A 19,151-nucleotide genomic window follows, 5' to 3' on the forward strand; every position below is an offset into this window, starting at 1 on the left:
GACGCTTCGTTGAGGGCGTTCGTGAAGCAGGCGCTCGCCGATCCGGCGATCAAGAGTCTGCCCGCCGCCAGGATCATCTGCCCCGCGACTCTCCGGTCCTGGCTGCGCGAGCGCGGAGAGGAAGGGCGGCGCCAGGAGCGCGACGGCGTCTCGATGCGCGGGCGCATGCCCAAGGTGAGGAAGATTCTCCATCCCCTCGAGATCCTCGTCTACTGGGCCGTTCGGAAAACCGTCGTACGCGGTGACGCGCAAAAGAACCACGACAGCTATGTTGCCGAGCTCGGGAAGATCAACGCCGGCAAGCCGCTGAACCGCTTCCTGCTGGTGGATCCGCAGAGCGTCGATGGAGAGGTCGGCAAGGTTCCGGCGGAATATCCCGTGCCGGCGACCCCGTACAAGCCGATCTCGTACGTCTCCTTCTGGCGGCTGTGCCGGGATCTGCGGAACGAGAAGAGCTACGGCCTGAAGACCACGAAGGGTGCCGCGTACCAACGCTATGGCGGCGGGGGCGTCAGCGACCTGCCGACGCACCTCGGCGCGCTCTGCTGGATCGACGACACGCCCGTGCCGAAGGCCTTCTTCGTGGACGGCGCGACCGGCATCCCGATCGGCGCTGCCGTCATGACCCTGATGCAGGAGGACAAGACCCGCGTCGTCCTTGGCTGGGACCTCAGTCCCGGAGCCGGATCGACGGCGACGCTGCTGCGCACGGTGCTGTGCGCCAATTCTCCGAAGGACGTGCCGGAGGATCTGCTCGCGATCGACGACAATCTGACTTGGCTCCGGCTCCGCCCCGACCGCATCGGCTTCGACAACAGCACCGCGCAGCATGGCCGCTCCGCCGAGGACGTGCTGGGCGACGCCTACATCGGCACTCGCTTCGTCGAAGCGGGGATGCCCCGGAGCAAAGCCCATGTCGAGGGAGTGATCGGCATCTTCCTCGATCTGCTGTTCAAGCACCAGGAGGACGCCAACTACGATATCGCCCGGATGCGTCTGTACGGATATGACCCGGCTGAGCACAAGGTCATTACCTCGATCCAGACCGGGCGCCGTCTGCTCGCCCGTGCCGTCATGACCTACAACCTCACCCGCTCGGATGCCCATGACGGCCGCTCGCCCGCGCTCATGTGGAAAAAGGAGCTGGGGCACCGCCGTCTTTCGGTGATCGAGGACGTGGACCGGTTCGCCCGCGAGATCGGTCGGGTCTATTTCGACATGGAGATGACCCCGGCTGGCATCGAGAAGTTCAGCCGCCGCTACACCGCCGGGGCGCAACGGATGAAGGAGATCATCCAGGACTTCGAGTCCGGGCGCCGCGTACCGATGGGCGACGTTACGCCGAAGCAGAGCCGTCGCACCGATAACGACCGGAAGAAGCTGACCTTCAAGGTCAAGATCCGCGTCGACGATGAGGACATCGGCCGGATGCAGGTGTGGAACCCGTTCGCCATGCGCAACGGCCAGCGGTCCGGCGAATGGGTCACCTTCGAGTGCACCGATCCCGCCACGCACGGCATGCCGCTCTGGCTGCACGAGAGGTGCCTGGAGCTCGCCGAGCGCGAGGGCCTGGAGTACATCACGGCCGAGCAGCAGGCCACGATCCGAGCGCGTCTCTTCGAGGAGATCGCCAACGTGGACGCGGCCGCCGCCGAGCGGGAGCGGGTCAAGCTCGGCAAGGCCATCGACAACCCCCGCGTGCGGGCGGTGTTCGCCCAGTACGTCGAGGTGGCGGACGAGCCCGTCGAGCCTCCCGCGCCGCGCCCGCCCGAGCGGTTCGCGCCGGCGCCGAACGAGTCCGCCGCACCGATCCGCAAGGACGCCGAGGTCCGCACGCCGCGCGTCAGGCAGAAGGATCCGGCGGAGCCCGAGCGCATGAGGCGCCGCGCCCCGGTCGTGACGGCGCCGCCGCGCCGCGGGCCGCGCAAAGAGAAATCCCGAGATGTGGACCCGCGCGATGCGGGATCCCGCCGCCAGTCGGCCGATGCGGCCGACCAGCGGGCGCCGAGACGCGCCCGTTCCAACCGCCTGTCATGGAAGGACATGTGATGACCCGTACCAGCCTCAAGCAGAACCAGCCGATCGGAAGGTCGAAGACCGTGACGTCGCCGCGCCGCGGCCCGCGCGGCGTCCAGGAACGCCGGGACGTCCGCGACGCCGGCGGCCCGATTGGCGACGGCGCTCCGTTGGTTGCCGACCGCGTCCGGGACCTGCCCGCCGTCGCGTCGAAGGCGATCCACGAGGTATTGCCCCCGCAGCCGTCCGAGGACGAGGTGACGCCCCTCTCGCTGGAGATGCGCGACGCCTTCAAGCGCTTCCGCGTCACCGAGCTGGGATCTCGATCGGTGAAGGTGGCGCGCGCCATGGCCGCGCTCATGCAGATCCGACTGCCCTATCCGCGCCAGATCGAGTTCATGTCCGAACTCGAGGAGCTGCGGCTCATGGGGCGGGAGATGCAAGGCCAGGCTCAGTTGGGCATGAGCCTGTTCGAGCGGACCGGCTGCGGCAAGTCCACGGCGGCGGCTCAGTATCGCGCAATGGTCCTCGCCGAGGCGGCGTCGGATACCATGCCGGTCCTCCACGCCAGGCTCGGCACGAGCGGTACCGCCCGCGATCTCTACGTGTCGATCATGTCGGGTCTCGGCGACGGCTTCCCGATGGCGGGTACCGAACACACCCTGCGCCGACGCGCCATGACGGCGATGGAGGCTGCCGGGGTGGGACTGCTCATCCTCGACGAAGCCCACCACAGCGGACGCAAGACCGGATTCGGCGCGGAGGTGACGGCCGAGCTCAAGATCATGCTCGACACCGGCACGGTGCCGATCGTGCTCCTTGGCACCGAGGAGGCGATCCCGATCATCGGGGCGGATCGCGAACTGTCCGGCCGCTTCTTCTCGCCGTGCCGGCTCGCGCCGCTCGACGTGAACGACGACGACGACTTCGATCTCTGGACGGGCTTTCTCAAGGCGCTGGACGCTCGCATGGTCGCCGACGGCATCGTCTCGGCGCCGGCGCAGCTCGCCGTCGAGGAGATCGCGCTCGCTCTCGGAGAGACCTGCGACGGCATCATCGGGCAGCTGATGCGCGTGATGCTCATGTCGCTGCGCGAGGTCGTGCGCGACGGTCGCGAGCGCATCACCGTGGCGGATCTGGCGACCGCCGTGGACCAGTGGTCGATCGAGTTGGGCTTCGCCAAGTCCAACCCCTTCAACGATCTCTGAGGTCGTCATGGCAGATCACGATGACGTCGCGATCACGGCCGCCGGGGATCTCCTCCGGCGGGCCCATGCGTCGCTGCCTGCCCGTAGCACGCCCGTGCGCGGTTCGCCGGGGCCGGCCCGGCGGCGCCTGTTCACGCCGACCACGCCCGTTCCGGGTGAGTCTCTCCGGGGCCTGGTCGCGCGGGCTTGCGCTGCCAATCTCTGAGGTCGTCATGGCAGATCACGACGACGTCGCGTTCACGCCCGCCGGGGATTTCCTCCGGCGGGCCCACGCTTCGCTGCCTGCCCGGAGCATGCCCGTGCGCGGGTCGCCCGCGCCGGCCCTGCGGCGCCTGTTCACGTCGACCACGCCCATCCCCGGGGAGTCCCTCCGGGGCCTGGTCGCGCGATCATGTGCAGCCAACTATCTCCCAAACAGTTGGGGCATGTTGCAGTATCTGGGGCTTAACCACCGCAACCGCGTCCTGGTGTCCGAGGATCCGCAGCTCGTGCTTGCCGATATTGCCCACGCAATCGGTACGGACGACGAGGAGATCCTGTCCCGTCGCTATGCGCCGCTCAGGCCTCGACACGTCTCGTTTTTCGGGCTCGATATTCACCAGGGGCAGATCGAAACGCGAGTGCGGCGCTTCTCTCCCAATTTCCTATCCGATCATTCCTTCCATCATGCGATCTGGGAGCTCCGCGATCTGCCCTTCTGTCCGTTCGGATGGGACATCTTGCAGGACCGCTGCTTCTGTGAAGGCACGAACGGCATCGTTCAGGGTTGGACGCGCACCCTCGTTCCCGTCGATTGCTGCGACCAGTGCGGCGATCCGCTGTCCGGCCTTGTGCCGATACCCGTCCCCGAGGATCAGCAAGAGATGCTCGCCCTCGTTCTGACTCTCGTCGGAACGTCCGAGGGGGAGCGCGCGCAGGGCTTGCCGCTCCCCGAGGCTCTCGCGCACACGCACCGCAGCCGGGTGTTCGATGTGGTCCGTCGATTGACGACGGCGCTCTCGGAGACCTCGGAATTCGATCGTACCGATCCCGACGCATGTCTGGCCCGTTGTGCGGCGATGCACGCGGCATGTCGCGCGGTCGTTGAATGGCCTTCGGGAATCTCGTCGCTGTGTCCGGCCGATCACGTGGTGACGTCGGCATGGGGACGCCTGCTGGGCGCCTATCTGGCGCTCGGATCGCCGGATTCTGCGACTATCGCCCACGCGAATGCGAAGCTCGCGAAGCGGCGCTCCAGGCGAAGCAATGGCAGGACGATCGAGCTGCTCGGCCTCAGGCCGGCGGGCGAGATCGCGGGCCTCAAGGACGATACGCTCGAATTGCTCTGGAAGGGCGGCGCCTTCACGCGACACCGACGGCGACATGGTGATCGCCTTCTGCCGGCAATCGAGCGGGAGGAGCTTCTGAGCTTTGCACTTCGGTGGCATGATCGGGTCGGGATCGATACGCTCGCCTACCGGACGGGTATCTCCCACCACGGGATCGAGCAGTTGATCGTCCTCGATCGCCTTGTTGCCAACGGTCCAACCGTACCGGGCTTGCCGCTGACCGTCACCTCTTCCGAGGCGAGCGACTTCATCGCGCGCGTTGAAGCGGCTCAAATGGTTGGAAGGAAAATCGTTGATCCAGTGCGGCTGCGGGACGCTGTCGGCACGATCGGAGGACGGCTCAAGCCGTGGGGGCCTATCATGGCCGCCCTGCTGGATGGGGAGATCGATTTCGTCGCAGCGACCGAGGGGCGGACGTTGACCGAGCGCATCCTCATTGCGGCCAAGGACGTGAAGCGCCTCGGGGACTTCACCTTTGATCGATCGGCTTTCCCCGATTTCCGATTCGAGAGTCGGATGGTGAAGGCGGAGGCAATGGAGGTACTGAACGTGCGTGCTGGCGGCGAGCGTCTGTTGAAGGGCCTCCAGATCCGGGGAAAGAATCCGCAGACGCTCGCTGTGTCGGACGTCGAGTGCCGGGCTTCAGACATCATCTCGCTTCCCGAGATCGCCGCCATGATGGGTCTGGACTGCGCGAGCGCTCATCATCGGCTTCGTCGGGCAGGCTGGCCGGCGGTAATGCCGGGAGCATGGTCGCGCGCGACGACGGCGCCATACGTCGACCTCATCGCAGAGTGGGGTCGACCCGGCCGGAAGTCTCGCATCGGCGCCACGCATTTTGAGCAGTTCTTCGTGAAAAGAACGACCGGTCAAACGAAGGAATCTGACCGGTCGCAAGGCGCGGTTTTGAAAAAATCGTGATGCGTCAGACCTCTATCTGAGTAGGTTCTGGTGAAATCCGGCAACTTTCCATATCGCCGTTCTTGCCGCCAATTGAGGTAGCGAACGCACGCGACCATCTTGCGCCGAACGAAATCCCGTTCTTTAAAAATGCAGGAAACGCACCTGTTAACCGATCTAGACGGACCGGTTATTGACAGCGGTGACGCGATTCACGGTTGCAGACCGGAAATGATATTTCTGATGCTGCGGCGCATCATGGGGATCGTCGCATACGCACATTGTCGTGTAGCTCAATCGTAGGAGGCTTTCATGCGGCCTGCCACGTTGTTTGTCTGCGCTTTGACTTCGGCGCTATTGCCGTCCGCCGCGTTGGCGGTGATCCGGCCCTCTCCGGCCAATATCTCCGGCCCCGTCGGAGGGGTTTTCACTCCTGCCGCCTACCATCCCGATCACGACTGGGGACATGGCTGGGGCCATGATCCCGGTCATCATGGTGGAGGCTTCCCCGGCTGGGGCTGGCATGGCGGGCACCCGCCAGGCGGCGGCTGGGATGGCGGAGGCTGGGGCCACCATCCGGGCGGCCCTTCCTGCAGCCCCTGACCCCGTGGGCCGGCGCCGGATTACCGACGCCGGCCTTTTTCATCAGCCGAAATCGAGCTCCATGCCGTCATAGCCGGGCACCACGCCACCGGGCAGCTCGGCCTCCAGCGTGCGGTAGTCCATGCTGTTGTCCATGTGCATCAGCACGGCAAGCTCGGGCTTCAGCCGCTGGACCCAGCCGAGCGCCTTGTCGAGGCTGGGGTGCGTGGGATGCGGCTTGCGGCGCAGCGCATCGAGAATCCACACGTCGACGCCCTTGTAGAGCGACGCCATATCGTCGGTCAGCGCGTTGAAATCCGTGGCATAGGCCGCCGAATAACCATTCCAGTCGAAGCGCAGCCCCGCCGATTCGATCGCCCCGTGCGGCTGATCGACCACCCGGATGCGCAGATCGCCGATTCGGAAATCGTCGGGCAGATCGTTGGCGCGGACGGTCGGCGGATAGCCGTCCTTGCCTTCGAACGCGTAGTAGAAGCGCTCCTGCATCGATTTGAGTGTATGCGGTCGCGCATAGCCCTCCACCGCCGCGCGATTGAGGATCACGATCTGGCGCAGGTCGTCGATGCCATGGGTGTGATCGGCATGATCGTGCGTCCAGATCACCGCGTCGAAGCGGCTGGCCTGGGCGTCGAGCAGCTGCTCGCGCAGATCGGGCGAGGTGTCGACGAGGATGCGTACCTCGTCGGTCTCGACGATCAGCGATGCGCGGCGGCGACGATTCTTCGGCTCCTTGGGGTCGCACTGGCCCCAGTCGTTGCCGATGCGCGGCACGCCGGACGAGGTGCCCGAGCCGAGGAGACGGATTCTCACGGCCGCGCCTTCGTGAACAAATTGAAGAAGTTGGTAGAGGTCGCTTGCATCAGCTGCTCGATCGATTCGCCACGCAGATCGGCGAGGAAACGGGCCGTGTCGGCGACAAATGCCGGCTCGCAAGGCTTTCCCCGATGCGGCACCGGCGCGAGGAAGGGCGAGTCCGTCTCCACCAGCAGACGATCGACGGGAATGCTCTTCGCGGTCTCCTGCAGGTCCTTCGCATTCTTGAACGTGACGATGCCGGAGATGGAGATGGAAAGACCCAACTCGAGAACCTTGTCGGCGAACCCTTGGCTCGCCGTGAAGCAGTGGATCAGCGCCGGGAAGACACCCTGCCCCATCTCCTCCGCGAGGATCGCGTAGGTATCCTCCTCGGCGTCGCGGGTGTGGATGATGGTCGGCTGCCCGGTCTCGCGCGATGCGGCAATGTGGGCGCGGAAACTGCGCTGTTGCTGGGCACGATCGGAGTGGTCGTAATAATAATCCAGCCCGGTTTCACCTATACCGACGACACGCGGATGTTGCGCGGCCTCCACCAGCTTGGCGGTATCGACATCGAGATGCTCGTCCGCCTCGTGCGGGTGGATGCCGATCGAGGCCCAGACATCCGGCTCGCGTGTCGCGGTGGCGACGATGTCGCCCCATTCGCGCTCGCGCGTCGAGATATTGAGCATCGTGGTCACGCCGGCGGCACGAGCGGCGGCGAGCACCTCCCCCTGCCGCTCGACGAGCTTGGCGTAGTTCAGGTGGCAATGGCTGTCGACGAGCATGGGGCGGCAAATAGGGCCATGCTCGTCCGATGGCTAGGCCTCGGCCGGCATCTCCAGCCGCGGGAAGACACCTTGCGGCGCGGGCAGCGTTACGCCAGCCGCGAGAGGCGTATCGAGAGCCGCCAGATCGCGCGCATCCGCCGACACGCCGAGCTGATCCAGCAGCTTGTCCGCGCTCGCCGGGATCACCCAGCGGACGAGGATCGCTAGCTGGCGTACCGCCTCCGCCGTCCAGTAGAGCACGGCATCGGCCTTGGCAGGATCGGTCTTGCGTAGCGCCCAGGGGGCCATGTCGGCGAAATAGCGGTTGGCCTCGCCGACGCCTTCCCAGGCGATCTCCAGCGCGCGGTGCAGCGCCAGCTCGTCCATCGCTTCCGAGACGCGCGGCAACAGGCTCGCGGGAAGCACCGGCGCGGGCTCCTCGCCCGCCCCGGGCAGCTCGCCGCCGCACTGCTTGGCGATCATCGACAGCGAGCGCTGGGCGAGGTTGCCGAGGCCGTTGGCGAGATCGGCATTCACCCGTGTTACAATGGCTTCGTCCGAATAGCTGCCATCCTGCCCGAAGCTGACCTCGCGCAGCAGGAAGTAGCGCAAGCCGTCGACGCCGTACGCTTCCGCCATCGCCAGCGGATCGACGATATTGCCCGTGGACTTCGACATCTTCTCGCCGCGGTTGAGCAGAAAGCCGTGGCCGAACACCTGTTTCGGCAGCGGCAAATCCGCGGACATCAGAAAGGCCGGCCAATAGACGGTGTGGAACCGGACGATGTCCTTGCCGATGACGTGCAGGTCGGCGGGCCAGTAATGCGAGGCATCGCCGGGATAACCGGCTCCGGTGAGATAGTTGGTCAGCGCGTCGACCCACACGTACATCACGTGGCCCGGCGCGTCCGGCACCGGCACGCCCCAATCGAAGCTGGTGCGCGAAATGGAAAGGTCGGACAGGCCACCCTTCACGAAGCTCACGATCTCGTTGCGGCGCGTGTCCGGCCGGATGAAATCGGGCTGCCTCTCATAGAGTTCGAGCAGCTTGTCCTCATAAGCCGACAACTTGAAGAACCAGCTTTCCTCGACTGTCCACTCGACCGGCGTGCCCTGCGGCGACAGCTTGACGCCGTCCGTCTCGGTGATCTCCTTCTCGTCGTAGAAGGCCTCGTCCCGGACGGAGTACCAGCCCTCATAACGGCCGAGATAGATGTCACCCTTGGCCTTCATCGCCTCCCAGATGGCGGCGCTGGCAGCATAGTGGTCGGCGTCGGTTGTGCGGATGAAGCGATCGTAGGAAATGTTCAGAGCGTCATCCATCGCTTTGAATTGTCTCGACATGTCGTCGGCGAGCTGGCGCGGCGTGATGCCGAGGTCGCGGGCCTTCTGCGCCATCTTGAGGCCATGCTCGTCGGTGCCGGTGAGGAAGCGCACGTCGTGCCCTTGCGCCCGCTTCCAGCGCGCGATGGCATCGGTGGCGATCGCCTCATAGGCATGGCCGACATGCGGATTGCCGTTGGGATAGCTGATCGCCGTCGTGATGTAGAATTTGTCGGTCATCGAGGGGGTTGGCCCACATTGCTGTTGAGCGACGCGAGCATCCCGGCAAGCTCGAACACCGTCGCCTGGGGATCGAGCGAGAGGCGCACCGCGCTCCCGGCCAGGGCGCGGGCCTTCTCCCACAGCGCCACCGCATCGGCAAGCGCCTGCCCGTCGCGTTTCTTGGCTTCGGTGGCGATGCGGGTCGGCAAGCGCTCGAGCAGGATCTCGTAGCGCGGCTGCGCCGCTTTCAGCGCTAGTTCTCGGGCCAGCGCGACGCGTCCGCCATTGTCCGGATCGCCCGAGCGGATGATCGCGTCCATCGCCGTATCGAGTCCCGCCACGTCGAGACCAGCGAAGCGCACCGCCTTGCCGGGCGAGCCATCTCCGGCCGCGACCAACTCGACGATCTCGCGATCTTTCGCCTCGGGCATGGCCTCACGCAGCGCAGCCGTCATGTCGGCCTCACCGAGCGGATCGAAGCGCAGCACCCGGCAGCGCGAGCGGATCGTCGGCAACAACCGTGCCGGTGCATGGCTCACAAGGAAGAACAGAGAGTTGGCGGGTGGCTCTTCCAACAGTTTGAGAAGCGCATTAGCGCCGTTGCGCTCCATGTCGTCGGCGGCATCCACGATCACCACGCGCCACGACGAGAAGCTGGGCGAGGTCGCGAACAGCCGCGAGAGGCCGCGCACCTGATCGACGGTGATCGAGCGGGCATAATCCTTGGTCTTGTCGCGGTAGAGCCGCTCCAGCAGCATCACATCGGGGTGGCTGCCCGCATCCCACAGCTTGGCGATACGGTGATCGGGCGGCGTATCCAGCCCCGGATCGCGTACCGGCGGCCCCGCCTCGTCCGCCAGCAGGCGCAGCGCGGCGGCGCGCGCGAAGCTGCCCTTGCCGATCCCCTGTGGGCCGGTCAGCAGCCAAGCGTGGTGCATTCGACCGGAGGCGCGCGCCTCCTTGAAGGCGGCGATCTGTTCGGCGTGGCCGTAGAGGCTCACAGATCCTCCAATGCCGCCAACAGGCGTTCGGTGACGATCTCAGCGTCCCCAAGCGCATCGATCAGGCGGAAGCGATCCGGTTCCTGCGTTGCGAGCAATGTGAAGGCCTCCGCGACGCGCAGGTGATAATCCGCGTCACGTCCGCCGATCCGGTCCGAGGCGCCGCGATCGCGCGCCTCCGCCCGCCGCGCAGCCTCTTCCGACGGGAGAGTCAACAGCAGCGTCCGATCGGGCAGCAATCCAACCGAACCGACCTGATGCAATTGCCGCAGCTGACCGATCGAGATGCCGCCCGCCCCGCCCTGATAAGCGAGCGAACTGTCGAGGAAGCGATCGGTCACCACCCACGCGCCTGCCTCCAGCGCCGGGCGGATCGTCTTGGCGACGTGATCCGCGCGCGCCGCCGCGAACAGCAGGGCCTCGGCGCCGGGCGTCCAGCGATCGGCCGAGCCCTCCAGCAGCAGCTTGCGGATCGCCTCCGCCCCCTCGCTGCCGCCGGGCTCGCGCGTCTCGATGACGTCATGGCCTCGCGTGCGCAGAGCCGCCGCCAAGGCCTTGACCTGCGTGGATTTCCCGACGCCCTCGCCGCCTTCCAGCGCGATGAAGCGCCCCCTCATCGGCGTCAGATCCAGCTGAACAGCGCCTTGATCGACGCCCAGATGCGGCCGAAGAAGCCTGCCTCGCCGACGTCGCTCTCGGCGACCAGTGGCAGCGTCTGCGCGTCCTGGCCCGGCGGCGAGACGACAAGGTCGGCGATGTGTTGGCCGGCCTTGATCGGCGCCTTGATCGGGCCGTCATAGACCACCTTCATCGGCGGGGCGTCCCCGCCCGCTTTCTGGCCGAGAATGCCGCCCACGCCGAGCGGCACCGTCACCGCCAGATCGTTCGGCGCGACGAGGCCCACGCTCGACGACGATCCGCCCTGCACCTCGGCCGTCTCGATGCGCTTGCCCTTCGAGAAGAGCGGCTTCAGCCGCCATGCCGAAAAGCCCCAGTTCATGAAGCCGATCGACTGGTTCACGCGCTCGTCCCAGCTGCCCATGCCGGCTAGCACCATGACGAGACGGCGGCCGTTCTGCTCGGCCGATCCGGTGAAGCCGTAGCCGGCCTCGTCGGTGTGGCCGGTCTTGAGACCGTCGGCCCCGGGCACCTTGCCGAGGATCGGATCGCGATTCTCCTGGCTGATGTTGCTGCCGGCCATGGTCTTGCCCCAGGCGAAATTCGGCTTGGAATAGAATTGCTTGTAGAGATCGGGATAGTTGCGGATGGTCGCCTCGGCCAGCGTCGCGAGATCGCGCGCAGTGACGTAGGTCACGCCATTGTCGGGCCAGCCGTTCGATGTGCCGAAGTTGCTGTTGTTCATGCCCAGCTTCTGGCGCTGCTGGTTCATCAGGTTGACGAAGGCAGGCTCGGTGCCGGCGATGCCCTCGGCCAGCACCACGCAGGCGTCGTTGCCCGACAGCGTGATGATGCCCGACAGCAGGTCCGCGACCGAGACCTGCTCGCCCGCCCCGATGAACATCGTCGAGCCCTGGCTGTGCCACTTTTTCCACGTGTCGGGCGACATGGTGAACTTCTGGTCGAGCTTCAGGTCGCCGCTCTTGATCAGGCTGAACGCGACATAGACCGTCATCATCTTCGCCAGAGAGGCCGGCGGCATCCGGAAATCGGGCTGCTTCTGGTAGAGGATCGCGCCCGAATTCATGTCCTGCATGAAGGCCACCCGCGCCGTGGTGTCGAAGGGCGGCGCGGCGGCAAAGGCCTGGCTCGTCAGCGAGGTTCCGACGAGGAAGGCGACAGCATACTGGGCAGGCTTCATGATCAGGGTGTTCCGTTCGGCTCTTGTGGTTGTGTGGCGTCGATGACGGCTGCCCCCTGATAGCCCCGCGCGCGCAGCCGCGCCAGCGCTGCCGAGAGGCTGGCGTCATCGGGATAGGGGCCGGTGACGACACGGTAGCCGATGGCGGTCGGCTCGACGCGCGCACCCTCGGCGGCGAGCGAGGCGGCAAGCGCGTCGGCGGCGTCGGGATCGGAGGGGGTGGCGACGACGATCCGGCGCTGGGCCGGCGAGGCGTAGGCCGGCGCGGGCGTATAGACGGGCGCAGGGGCCGGCGCGACGGCGACCGGCTGCTGCACGGTCGGCGCGACGGAGGGCGCCACCCGCCCGGTGCGCGGCGGCGTCGCGGTGGGCGCGACCGACGAGAGCACCACCGGATAGCCGCGCCGCAGCCTGTCGCGATCGCGGCCGTTCGGCGTCACCCGCCGCACCCGCACCATCGCGCGGCCTGCGCGGACGATGCCGAGCTCGTTCGCCGCCTCCTGGCTCAGATCGAGGATGCGATCGCGCGCGAACGGCCCGCGATCGTTGACCCGCACCAGGATGCGCTGCCCGGTATCGAGCCGCGTCACCTCGACATAGCTCGGCAGCGGCAGCGTCTTGTGCGCTGCGCTCGGGCGCTGACGATAGAAGACCTCGCCGCTGGCGGTGTGGTTGCCCTGCTCCTGATTGCCGTACCAGCTCGCCTCGCCGATCTGATCGTAATTGGGATCGTCGGTCGGCACATAGGTCTGGCCGCGCACGGTATAGGGTCGCCCGAGCTTCACCGGCGCATCGGGAACGAGGCGATGGATACCGCCCCCGCCGCATCCGGCGAGCAGCAGCCCGACACCCAGCGCCAGCCAGCGCTCAGCGGGAAACCGAGTCCGACAGCAATCCGACGGAAAGCGCATAGAAGTTGGAGCAGTTGTAATCGAGGATCGCCCGGTAGTTGCCGAAGGTCAGGTATGCGGTGGCGCCGGGGCCGTCCGGCTCCAGCAGGGTGGCCAGCTCGTCGTCGGAAACGGTGGGGCCGGAGAGCTGCACCACCCCCCGCGCCCGCCATTCGCGCATCGTCAGCCATTTGCTGTGGCGGGCGAAGACGCGCGGGCAGCGCGGGCTGGTCATCAGCGAGGTGAAGCTCGAGCGATCGAGCGAGGCCGGCACCGAGGCGGGCACCGCCCACGGCTCGCCGCGCTTCCAGCCGGCATTGACGAAGTAGTTTCCGATCGAGGCGAGCGCGTCGGCCGGGCTGTTCCAGATGTCGGCCTTGCCGTCGCCGTCGCCGTCGCGGGCGAGGCGCAGGTACATGGAGGGGAGGAATTGCGGATAGCCGGTCGCGCCCGCCCAGCTGCCCTTGAGCTGGCTCCTCGGAATGCCGCGATCGATCAGCTTGAGCGTGGCGATCAGCTCGCCCTCGAACAGCAGGCGGCGGCGGCCTTCGTAGGCGAGCGTCGCCAGCGAATTGGCGAGATCGAAATTGCCGGTATAGCCGCCGTAGCTGGTCTCCTGCCCCCAGATCGCGACCATGATCGATTCGGGCACGCCGGTCTCGGCCTCGACCTTCTGGAGGTTATAGCGCTGCGCCGCATAGGCCGCGCGGCCGCGCGCGATCAGGTCCGGCGTAACGTGCTTGGCGCGATAGGGCGCGAAATTGGCGACGGCGGCCGCCTGTGTGGTCGGCGAGCCGCCCGGCTGCGACTGATCGAGATCGACGACGCGCTGGCTGTAGGTGAGCGTCGGCAGCACGCTGTCGAGCGTGCGCGGGCTGACACCCTGCGCCAACGCGCGACCGCGAAAATCCTGCAGATAGGCCTGGAAGGCGCTCTGCTGGTCCCCGCCCGGCGTCTGGGCCTGCGCGGCGAGGCCGTCGGGGCCGCGCATGGGCGCGAGCGCACCGGCCGCGACCGCCGCCATCAAACCCAGGATTCTCGCAGATTTCCGCAACTTCCCCGCCTCCGTGTCCCACGCTCATGGCATAGCGGGGCGCGGGCGCAAACCCTTCTCGTCGCGCGACTTGCACATTGGGGCGCGGCCGGGATAGGGCGGGGCCACGCGCGGAAGAGTGGCCGAGTGGTTTAAGGCAACGGTCTTGAAAACCGTCGTGGGTTCACGCCCACCGTGGGTTCGAATCCCACCTCTTCCGCCATTCGCTGACGCGAACGTAACTTCACAGAAACAATCCCTTAGCCAGTCTTGGTCAATATCTCAATTTTTTGAGCTTGCGTGAATTCGCAATAACAAGTTTAATTGATTAAAGTTGTATGCGAGAATCTCTAACTGGAGATTTTAGATGCCTACCAGAGCAATGGGCCAAGCGCTCGGAAAATTGTCACATAATCTACGCAATCCAAGGTGGTATGCTCAGCAGATCGGCGAAACTGCTATGAGTATTTGGGTTTTGAACCCTCTTGGAAAAAAGGTCGTGTCCTATCTTCGAGGTCATTGGCTCCACGAAAATCAAAACCATGCGGTCGCAGATGTCTATCAGTGTGATGATGGGCATCTGTACGCCAATATCGGTGGAAAATTGTACCGTTACGACAATAGCAGCGACAACTGGTATCACGCGCAAGCCACGTGAGTGGGAGCAAGATCATGAAATTGTGGGATGATTTTATCGAAGGATTTAAGGAAGAGGCAGGAAAACCGCTGCCAAGCGAAACGAAACCCAAAGACTTGCTGGAAGGCTTTTCCGCCGGCGTTATCGAGACTGCTGTCCATCCTTTTCGCTGGTTTCGAACCCTAAGGAAGAAATAAGGCGCCTCGCTGCCCATCAGGTTTCAATGTTGTTTAATCCCCCATTAGCCATCCCTCGTTACCATGTCCCCGAAACGATCACGGGGTACGGAAGCATGGCGTCATCGGCGGAGCATCTGGGCAAGGCCGCGCTGCGGAGTGAGCCACGGCAGGGGGTGCTGCTCGATGCGACCGTGAAGGCCTATCGCGCCGCTCCGCTCGCCGCCGCGGTGATCGATCTGTCGACCGGGGGCGCGATGCTCGCGGCCGATACCAGCGCGCTCCACAAGGGCGACGAGATCGTGCTCGACGCCGCCGGCAAGCAGATCGTCGCCACCGTCGCCTGGTCCAACGAGAGCTTCTTCGGGCTCGCCTTCCACCGGAGGCTGGATGATCGCGAGATGAGCTGGCTGAAGCGGGTGGGCCGGGCCTGAGGCGCGCGCGCCCGCTCTACCCCGTTCGGCCTGAGCGTAGTCGAAGGCCATGCGATGCTGTGGCTGCGCTTCGACTGCGCTCAGCGCGAACGGATGTTGGCGCTTGGAGCACGCACTTCGACAGGCTCAGTGCGAACGGGGTACAGGGTTTCGGTAAGTGGCAGGGGTTGCCAATCACGCAATAACCGGCTTTGCCTCCGGCAACGAACTTGCCTGAGGATGTCATGGCCGAACCCACCATCACCCCGCTCGACTGGGCGGACCCCTTCGATCTCGCCGACCAGCTGACCGACGAGGAGCGCCTCGTCCGCGACACCGCGCACGCTTATGCGCAGGAAAAGCTGCTGCCGCGCGTCACCTCGGCCTATCTGGACGAGCGCTTCGATCGCGAGATCATGACCGAGATGGGCGAACTCGGCCTGCTCGGCGCGACCATCCCGCACGAATATGGCGGCGCGGGCCTCGGCTATGTCGCCTACGGCCTGATCGCGCGCGAGGTGGAGCGGGTCGACAGCGGCTATCGCTCCGCCATGTCGGTGCAATCGAGCCTCGTGATGCACCCGATCTACGCCTACGGCTCCGAGGAGCAGCGGAAGAAGTATCTGCCCAAGCTCGCCAGCGGCGAATGGGTCGGCTGCTTCGGGCTGACCGAGCCCGATGCGGGCTCCGATCCCGCCGGCATGCGCACCAAGGCGACGAAGATCGACGGCGGCTATCGCCTCGACGGCGCCAAGATGTGGATCACCAACTCGCCGATCGCCGATCTGGCGGTGGTGTGGGCGAAGTCGGACGCGCATGGCGGCCGGATCAAGGGCTTCGTGGTGGAGCGCGGCGTCAAGGGCTTCTCCACCCCCAAGATCGAGGGCAAGCTGTCGCTGCGCGCGTCGATCACCGGCGAGATCGTGCTGGACGGCGTCGAGGTCGGCGAGGATGCGCTGCTGCCCAACGTCGAAGGGCTGAAGGGGCCGTTCGGCTGCCTCAACCGCGCGCGCTACGGCATTTCGTGGGGATCGATGGGCGCGGCGGAGGCCTGTCTCGCGGCGGCGCGGAGCTACACGCTCGATCGCAAGCAGTTCGGCGTGCCGCTCGCCTCCAAGCAGCTAGTGCAGTTGAAGCTCGCCGACATGCTGACCGAGATCGGCCTCGGCCTGCAGGCCTCGCTGCGCATCGGGCGGCGGATGGAGGAGGGCGTGCTCCAGCCCGACCTGATCTCGCTGGCCAAGCGCAACAATTGCGGCAAGGCGCTGGCGATCGCGCGGGTGGCGCGCGACATGCACGGCGGCAACGGCATTTCGGCCGAGTTCCACGTCATCCGCCACGCCGCGAACCTCGAGACGGTGAACACCTACGAGGGCACGCACGACGTCCACGGCCTGATCCTGGGCCGCGCAATCACCGGCATCAGCGCGTTCTGACGCTATGACGTCAAAGCCGCTTTCGCCAAAGCCATTGGAGGGGGTGCGCGTGCTGGAGCTGGCGCGCATCCTCGCCGGGCCGTGGGCGGGGCAGTTGCTCGCCGATCTCGGCGCCGAGGTGATCAAGGTCGAGCGGCCAGTGGAGGGCGATGATACCCGCCATTGGGGGCCGCCCTTCCTCACCGATTCCGAGGGCGGCTCGCTCGACGCCGCTTATTTCCACGCGACCAACCGGGGCAAAAGGTCGATCGCGATCGACATCGCCTCACCCGAGGGTCAGGACGAGGTACGCGCTCTGGCCGCCCGGTCCGACGTCGTGATCGAGAATTTCAAGGTCGGCGCACTGGCGAAATACAGGCTGGACCATGCCGGCCTCTCGGCGGTGAACCCGAGCCTGATCACCTGCTCGATCACCGGCTTCGGCCAGACCGGCCCTTATGCCAGCCGCGCCGGCTACGACTTCATCATCCAGGCGATGGGCGGCGCGATGTCGCTGACCGGTGAACCGGACGGCGCGCCGCAGAAGGCCGGCGTCGCTTATGCCGACATCTTCACCGGGCTGTATTCGACGGTGGCGATCCTAGCGGCCTTGCACCGCCGCAACGAGACCGGCGTCGGCGCGCATATCGACATGGCGCTGCTGGATTCGCAGGTCGGCGTGCTGGCCAACCAGGCGCTCAACTTCATGGCATCGGGCAAGGCGCCCAGCCGCATGGGCAACGCCCACCCCAATCTCGTGCCCTACCAGAGCTTCGCGACCGCCGACGGCGACATCATCGTCGCGGTGGGCAACGATCGCCAGTTCGCGAAATTCTGCGCGATCCTCGGGATGGACGGGCTGGCGACGGACGAGCGCTACCGCAGCAACGCCAGCCGGGTGACAAACCGCGCCGAACTGATCCCGATCCTGTCGCAGGCCGTCGCGATCTGGACGCGCGACACACTCGCCGCGAAGCTGGAGGCGGAGGGCGTGCCCGGCGGCCCGATCAACCCCATCGACGCAGTGTTCGCCGATCCGCAGGTGGTCGCGCGCGGCATGGCGATCGCCTCGCCGGGGCCGGACGGGCTCCTACCCGGTCTCGCCTGCCCGATCGTGATCGACGGGGGGCGCCAGAACGCCCATCGCGCCGCACCGCGTCTCGACGCGGACGGCGCGATGATAAGGTCAGAATTGAAGGGCTGACCCAACAACCGTTCGGGCTGAGCTTGTCGAAGCCCTGCCTTTCTTCATCCAGCGTGGGAGAAGTAAGGGCAGCCCCCTTCGACTGCCTGCCTGCGGCAGTCGCTCAGGACAGACTTCGACAGGCTCAGGGCGAACGGTGAAGAAAGCTTACTTCTTGCCGAGACTGCCGATGGCGCCGAAGCGCTTGTTGAAGCGGGCCACCTGGCCGCCCTGATCAAGCAACTGGCCGCGGCCGCCGGTCCACGCCGGATGCGCCAGCGGATCGATGTCGAGCAGCAGCGTGTCGCCTTCCTTGCCCCAGGTCGAGCGGGTCTGGTAGGTCGAGCCGTCGGTCATCTGGACGGTGATGAAGTGATAATCGGGGTGGGTGTTCTGCTTCACGTGCGCAAACTCCGGATGGCGCCGGTTTCCGACCGGCACTCGAAGGTGGTGCCGATAGTGGAAACCCTTGGCGGACGCAACCCGTGAGAGTGCTGGGCGCGATCCTCGCGGGTGGGCGATCCAGCCGCTTCGGCAGCGACAAGGCGCTGGCGATGATCGACGGCCGGCCGATGCTGGAGCATGTCGCGGAGCGGCTAGACGGACAGTGCGACGGGCTGGTGGTAATCGGGCGGGATTGGCCGGGCATGATATGGGCCGATGATCGCCCGGAACCCGGACTCGGCCCGCTCGGCGGACTGGCCGGAGCGCTAGCCTACGGCAGGGATCACGGCTTCGATGCGGTGCTGACGAGCAGTTGCGACCTCCCCGCATTGCCCGATGATCTTCTGGCGATGCTCGGCGCACCGGATGCGCTGCTGCAACGCCAGCCGACGATCGGTCTGTGGTCGGTCGATCACGCGGACGGCCTCGTCGCCTATCTGCGATCGGATCGATCCCGTTCGATCCGCGCGTGGGCGGAAACGATGAAGGCCAGCACCATCGCCTGGGGCGACGGGCTGGCCAATATCAACACGCCGGAGGATCTGGCGAAATTCAGTCGCTCGGAGCGTCCGCGATCATCGCGGTGAACTCGGCTTCGGCCGCCAGCTTGTCGCCGAGCAGCGCCTTGCCGGCGAACTTGCAGATCTTGCCGCGCATCTGCGTAACCTCGACGGCAAGGGTCAGCAGCACGCCCGGCTCGACCGGCGCGCGGAACTTCGCGCCCTCGATCGCCATGAAATAGACGAGCTTGCCCGATCCCGCGAGGCCGAGACTTTCGACCGCGAGCACGCCGGCGGCCTGCGCCAGCGCCTCGACGATCAGCACGCCCGGCATGATCGGGCGCCCGGGGAAATGTCCCTGGAAGAATTCCTCGTTCATCGACACCGCCTTGATGGCGCGGATCGACTTGTGGGGGATGATCTCCTCCACCCGATCGACCAGCAGCATCGGATAGCGGTGCGGCAGCGCCGCCAT

20 protein-coding genes and 1 tRNA gene are annotated in these 19,151 nt (G+C 66.1%); 10 read left to right on the top strand and 11 right to left on the bottom strand.

Features of this window, described 5'->3' with window-relative positions:
* The first annotated feature begins 21 nt into the window (after positions 1 to 21).
* The 3 genes from HZF05_RS16370 to HZF05_RS16380 all read left to right on the top strand — a co-directional run bounded on the left by HZF05_RS16370 (position 22) and on the right by HZF05_RS16380 (position 5,473).
* A complete protein-coding gene (locus HZF05_RS16370) occupies positions 22 to 2,049 on the top strand; it encodes a hypothetical protein (protein ID WP_160362874.1) in 2,028 nt (675 codons plus the stop codon).
* A complete protein-coding gene (locus tag HZF05_RS16375) occupies positions 2,049 to 3,224 on the top strand; it encodes a TniB family NTP-binding protein (protein WP_160362875.1) in 1,176 nt (391 codons plus the stop codon). Before HZF05_RS16370 ends, HZF05_RS16375 begins: the two co-directional genes overlap by 1 nt.
* A 212-nt stretch (positions 3,225 to 3,436) precedes the next feature.
* Complete coding sequence (locus tag HZF05_RS16380) at positions 3,437 to 5,473, top strand: TniQ family protein (RefSeq protein ID WP_160362876.1); 2,037 nt, start codon at positions 3,437 to 3,439, stop codon at positions 5,471 to 5,473.
* 272 nt (positions 5,474 to 5,745) lie between these two features.
* On the opposite strand, the gene HZF05_RS16385 is transcribed toward HZF05_RS16380, so the two are convergent.
* The 9 genes from HZF05_RS16385 to HZF05_RS16425 all read right to left on the bottom strand — a co-directional run bounded on the left by HZF05_RS16385 (position 5,746) and on the right by HZF05_RS16425 (position 13,899).
* Entirely contained in the window at positions 5,746 to 5,883 is a 138-nt protein-coding gene (locus tag HZF05_RS16385) for a hypothetical protein (protein ID WP_160362877.1), read from the bottom strand.
* Positions 5,884 to 6,097: 214 nt separating this feature from the next.
* Positions 6,098 to 6,865, bottom strand: coding sequence for an MBL fold metallo-hydrolase (locus tag HZF05_RS16390; RefSeq protein WP_160362878.1), 768 nt, complete (start codon positions 6,863 to 6,865; stop codon positions 6,098 to 6,100).
* Complete coding sequence (locus HZF05_RS16395; RefSeq protein WP_160362879.1) at positions 6,862 to 7,638, bottom strand: TatD family hydrolase; 777 nt, start codon at positions 7,636 to 7,638, stop codon at positions 6,862 to 6,864. The genes HZF05_RS16390 and HZF05_RS16395 overlap by 4 nt, the downstream gene beginning before the upstream one ends.
* A gap of 33 nt (positions 7,639 to 7,671) precedes the next feature.
* A complete protein-coding gene (gene metG, locus HZF05_RS16400; RefSeq protein ID WP_160362880.1) occupies positions 7,672 to 9,183 on the bottom strand; it encodes a methionine--tRNA ligase in 1,512 nt (503 codons plus the stop codon).
* Positions 9,180 to 10,166 carry a DNA polymerase III subunit delta' gene (locus HZF05_RS16405; RefSeq protein WP_160362881.1) on the bottom strand — a complete coding sequence of 329 codons (987 nt, stop codon included), beginning with the start codon at positions 10,164 to 10,166 and terminating at the stop codon, positions 9,180 to 9,182. The genes metG and HZF05_RS16405 overlap by 4 nt, the downstream gene beginning before the upstream one ends.
* Positions 10,163 to 10,783, bottom strand: a complete 621-nt coding sequence (tmk, locus tag HZF05_RS16410; RefSeq protein ID WP_160362882.1) for a dTMP kinase — start codon at positions 10,781 to 10,783, stop codon at positions 10,163 to 10,165. The genes HZF05_RS16405 and tmk overlap by 4 nt, the downstream gene beginning before the upstream one ends.
* Positions 10,784 to 10,788: 5 nt before the next feature.
* Entirely contained in the window at positions 10,789 to 11,985 is a 1,197-nt protein-coding gene (locus HZF05_RS16415; RefSeq protein WP_160362883.1) for a D-alanyl-D-alanine carboxypeptidase family protein, read from the bottom strand.
* Between the two features lie 2 nt (positions 11,986 to 11,987).
* A complete protein-coding gene (locus tag HZF05_RS16420) occupies positions 11,988 to 12,896 on the bottom strand; it encodes a septal ring lytic transglycosylase RlpA family protein (protein WP_160362884.1) in 909 nt (302 codons plus the stop codon).
* On the bottom strand, positions 12,853 to 13,899 hold the full coding sequence (locus tag HZF05_RS16425) for a lytic murein transglycosylase (protein WP_160362885.1): 1,047 nt from the start codon (positions 13,897 to 13,899) through the stop codon (positions 12,853 to 12,855). Before HZF05_RS16425 ends, HZF05_RS16420 begins: the two co-directional genes overlap by 44 nt.
* Positions 13,900 to 14,041: 142 nt before the next feature.
* Between HZF05_RS16425 and HZF05_RS16430 the strand changes: the two genes are divergently transcribed.
* The 6 genes from HZF05_RS16430 (at position 14,042) to HZF05_RS16455 (ending at position 17,753) form a co-directional block, all read left to right on the top strand.
* Positions 14,042 to 14,131, top strand: a tRNA-Ser gene (locus HZF05_RS16430).
* Positions 14,132 to 14,275: 144 nt separating this feature from the next.
* Complete coding sequence (locus HZF05_RS16435) at positions 14,276 to 14,566, top strand: hypothetical protein (RefSeq protein ID WP_160362886.1); 291 nt, start codon at positions 14,276 to 14,278, stop codon at positions 14,564 to 14,566.
* 14 nt (positions 14,567 to 14,580) lie between these two features.
* Entirely contained in the window at positions 14,581 to 14,742 is a 162-nt protein-coding gene (locus HZF05_RS16440; protein WP_160362887.1) for a hypothetical protein, read from the top strand.
* Between the two features lie 95 nt (positions 14,743 to 14,837).
* The gene (locus HZF05_RS16445) at positions 14,838 to 15,155 is read left to right on the top strand and encodes a PilZ domain-containing protein (RefSeq protein ID WP_160362888.1); all 318 of its coding nucleotides are present in this window, start codon (positions 14,838 to 14,840) and stop codon (positions 15,153 to 15,155) included.
* Positions 15,156 to 15,379: 224 nt separating this feature from the next.
* The gene (locus HZF05_RS16450) at positions 15,380 to 16,570 is read left to right on the top strand and encodes an acyl-CoA dehydrogenase (protein ID WP_160362889.1); all 1,191 of its coding nucleotides are present in this window, start codon (positions 15,380 to 15,382) and stop codon (positions 16,568 to 16,570) included.
* A gap of 4 nt (positions 16,571 to 16,574) precedes the next feature.
* A complete protein-coding gene (locus HZF05_RS16455; protein ID WP_160362890.1) occupies positions 16,575 to 17,753 on the top strand; it encodes a CaiB/BaiF CoA transferase family protein in 1,179 nt (392 codons plus the stop codon).
* Positions 17,754 to 17,900: 147 nt separating this feature from the next.
* Here HZF05_RS16455 and rpmE read toward each other — a convergent pair whose 3' ends face one another.
* Positions 17,901 to 18,134 carry a 50S ribosomal protein L31 gene (gene rpmE, locus HZF05_RS16460; RefSeq protein WP_110156626.1) on the bottom strand — a complete coding sequence of 78 codons (234 nt, stop codon included), beginning with the start codon at positions 18,132 to 18,134 and terminating at the stop codon, positions 17,901 to 17,903.
* Between the two features lie 83 nt (positions 18,135 to 18,217).
* Between rpmE and mobA the strand changes: the two genes are divergently transcribed.
* A complete protein-coding gene (gene mobA / locus HZF05_RS16465; RefSeq protein WP_160362891.1) occupies positions 18,218 to 18,763 on the top strand; it encodes an NTP transferase domain-containing protein in 546 nt (181 codons plus the stop codon).
* On the opposite strand, the gene fabZ is transcribed toward mobA, so the two are convergent.
* A complete protein-coding gene (gene fabZ / locus HZF05_RS16470; RefSeq protein WP_246332070.1) occupies positions 18,729 to 19,151 on the bottom strand; it encodes a 3-hydroxyacyl-ACP dehydratase FabZ in 423 nt (140 codons plus the stop codon). The genes mobA and fabZ overlap by 35 nt on opposite strands.

It is taken from the genome of Sphingomonas chungangi (assembly GCF_013778325.1).
Classification (GTDB): Bacteria; Pseudomonadota; Alphaproteobacteria; order Sphingomonadales; family Sphingomonadaceae; genus Solisphingomonas; species Solisphingomonas chungangi.

Bases quoted from the DNA above. Each gene is read 5' to 3' on its own strand.
- HZF05_RS16375 (WP_160362875.1), top strand. From the start codon at position 2,049: ATGACCCGTACCAGCCTCAAGCAGAACCAGCCGATCGGAAGGTCGAAG.
- HZF05_RS16380 (WP_160362876.1), top strand. From the start codon at position 3,437: ATGGCAGATCACGACGACGTCGCGTTCACGCCCGCCGGGGATTTCCTC.
- HZF05_RS16395 (WP_160362879.1), bottom strand. From the start codon at position 7,638: ATGCTCGTCGACAGCCATTGCCACCTGAACTACGCCAAGCTCGTCGAG.
- metG (WP_160362880.1), bottom strand. From the start codon at position 9,183: ATGACCGACAAATTCTACATCACGACGGCGATCAGCTATCCCAACGGC.
- tmk (WP_160362882.1), bottom strand. From the start codon at position 10,783: ATGAGGGGGCGCTTCATCGCGCTGGAAGGCGGCGAGGGCGTCGGGAAA.
- HZF05_RS16415 (WP_160362883.1), bottom strand. From the start codon at position 11,985: ATGAAGCCTGCCCAGTATGCTGTCGCCTTCCTCGTCGGAACCTCGCTG.
- HZF05_RS16420 (WP_160362884.1), bottom strand. From the start codon at position 12,896: ATGCGCTTTCCGTCGGATTGCTGTCGGACTCGGTTTCCCGCTGAGCGC.
- HZF05_RS16425 (WP_160362885.1), bottom strand. From the start codon at position 13,899: ATGGCGGCGGTCGCGGCCGGTGCGCTCGCGCCCATGCGCGGCCCCGAC.
- HZF05_RS16435 (WP_160362886.1), top strand. From the start codon at position 14,276: ATGCCTACCAGAGCAATGGGCCAAGCGCTCGGAAAATTGTCACATAAT.
- HZF05_RS16440 (WP_160362887.1), top strand. From the start codon at position 14,581: ATGAAATTGTGGGATGATTTTATCGAAGGATTTAAGGAAGAGGCAGGA.
- HZF05_RS16445 (WP_160362888.1), top strand. From the start codon at position 14,838: ATGGCGTCATCGGCGGAGCATCTGGGCAAGGCCGCGCTGCGGAGTGAG.
- HZF05_RS16450 (WP_160362889.1), top strand. From the start codon at position 15,380: ATGGCCGAACCCACCATCACCCCGCTCGACTGGGCGGACCCCTTCGAT.
- HZF05_RS16455 (WP_160362890.1), top strand. From the start codon at position 16,575: ATGACGTCAAAGCCGCTTTCGCCAAAGCCATTGGAGGGGGTGCGCGTG.
- fabZ (WP_246332070.1), bottom strand. From the start codon at position 19,151: ATGGCGGCGCTGCCGCACCGCTATCCGATGCTGCTGGTCGATCGGGTG.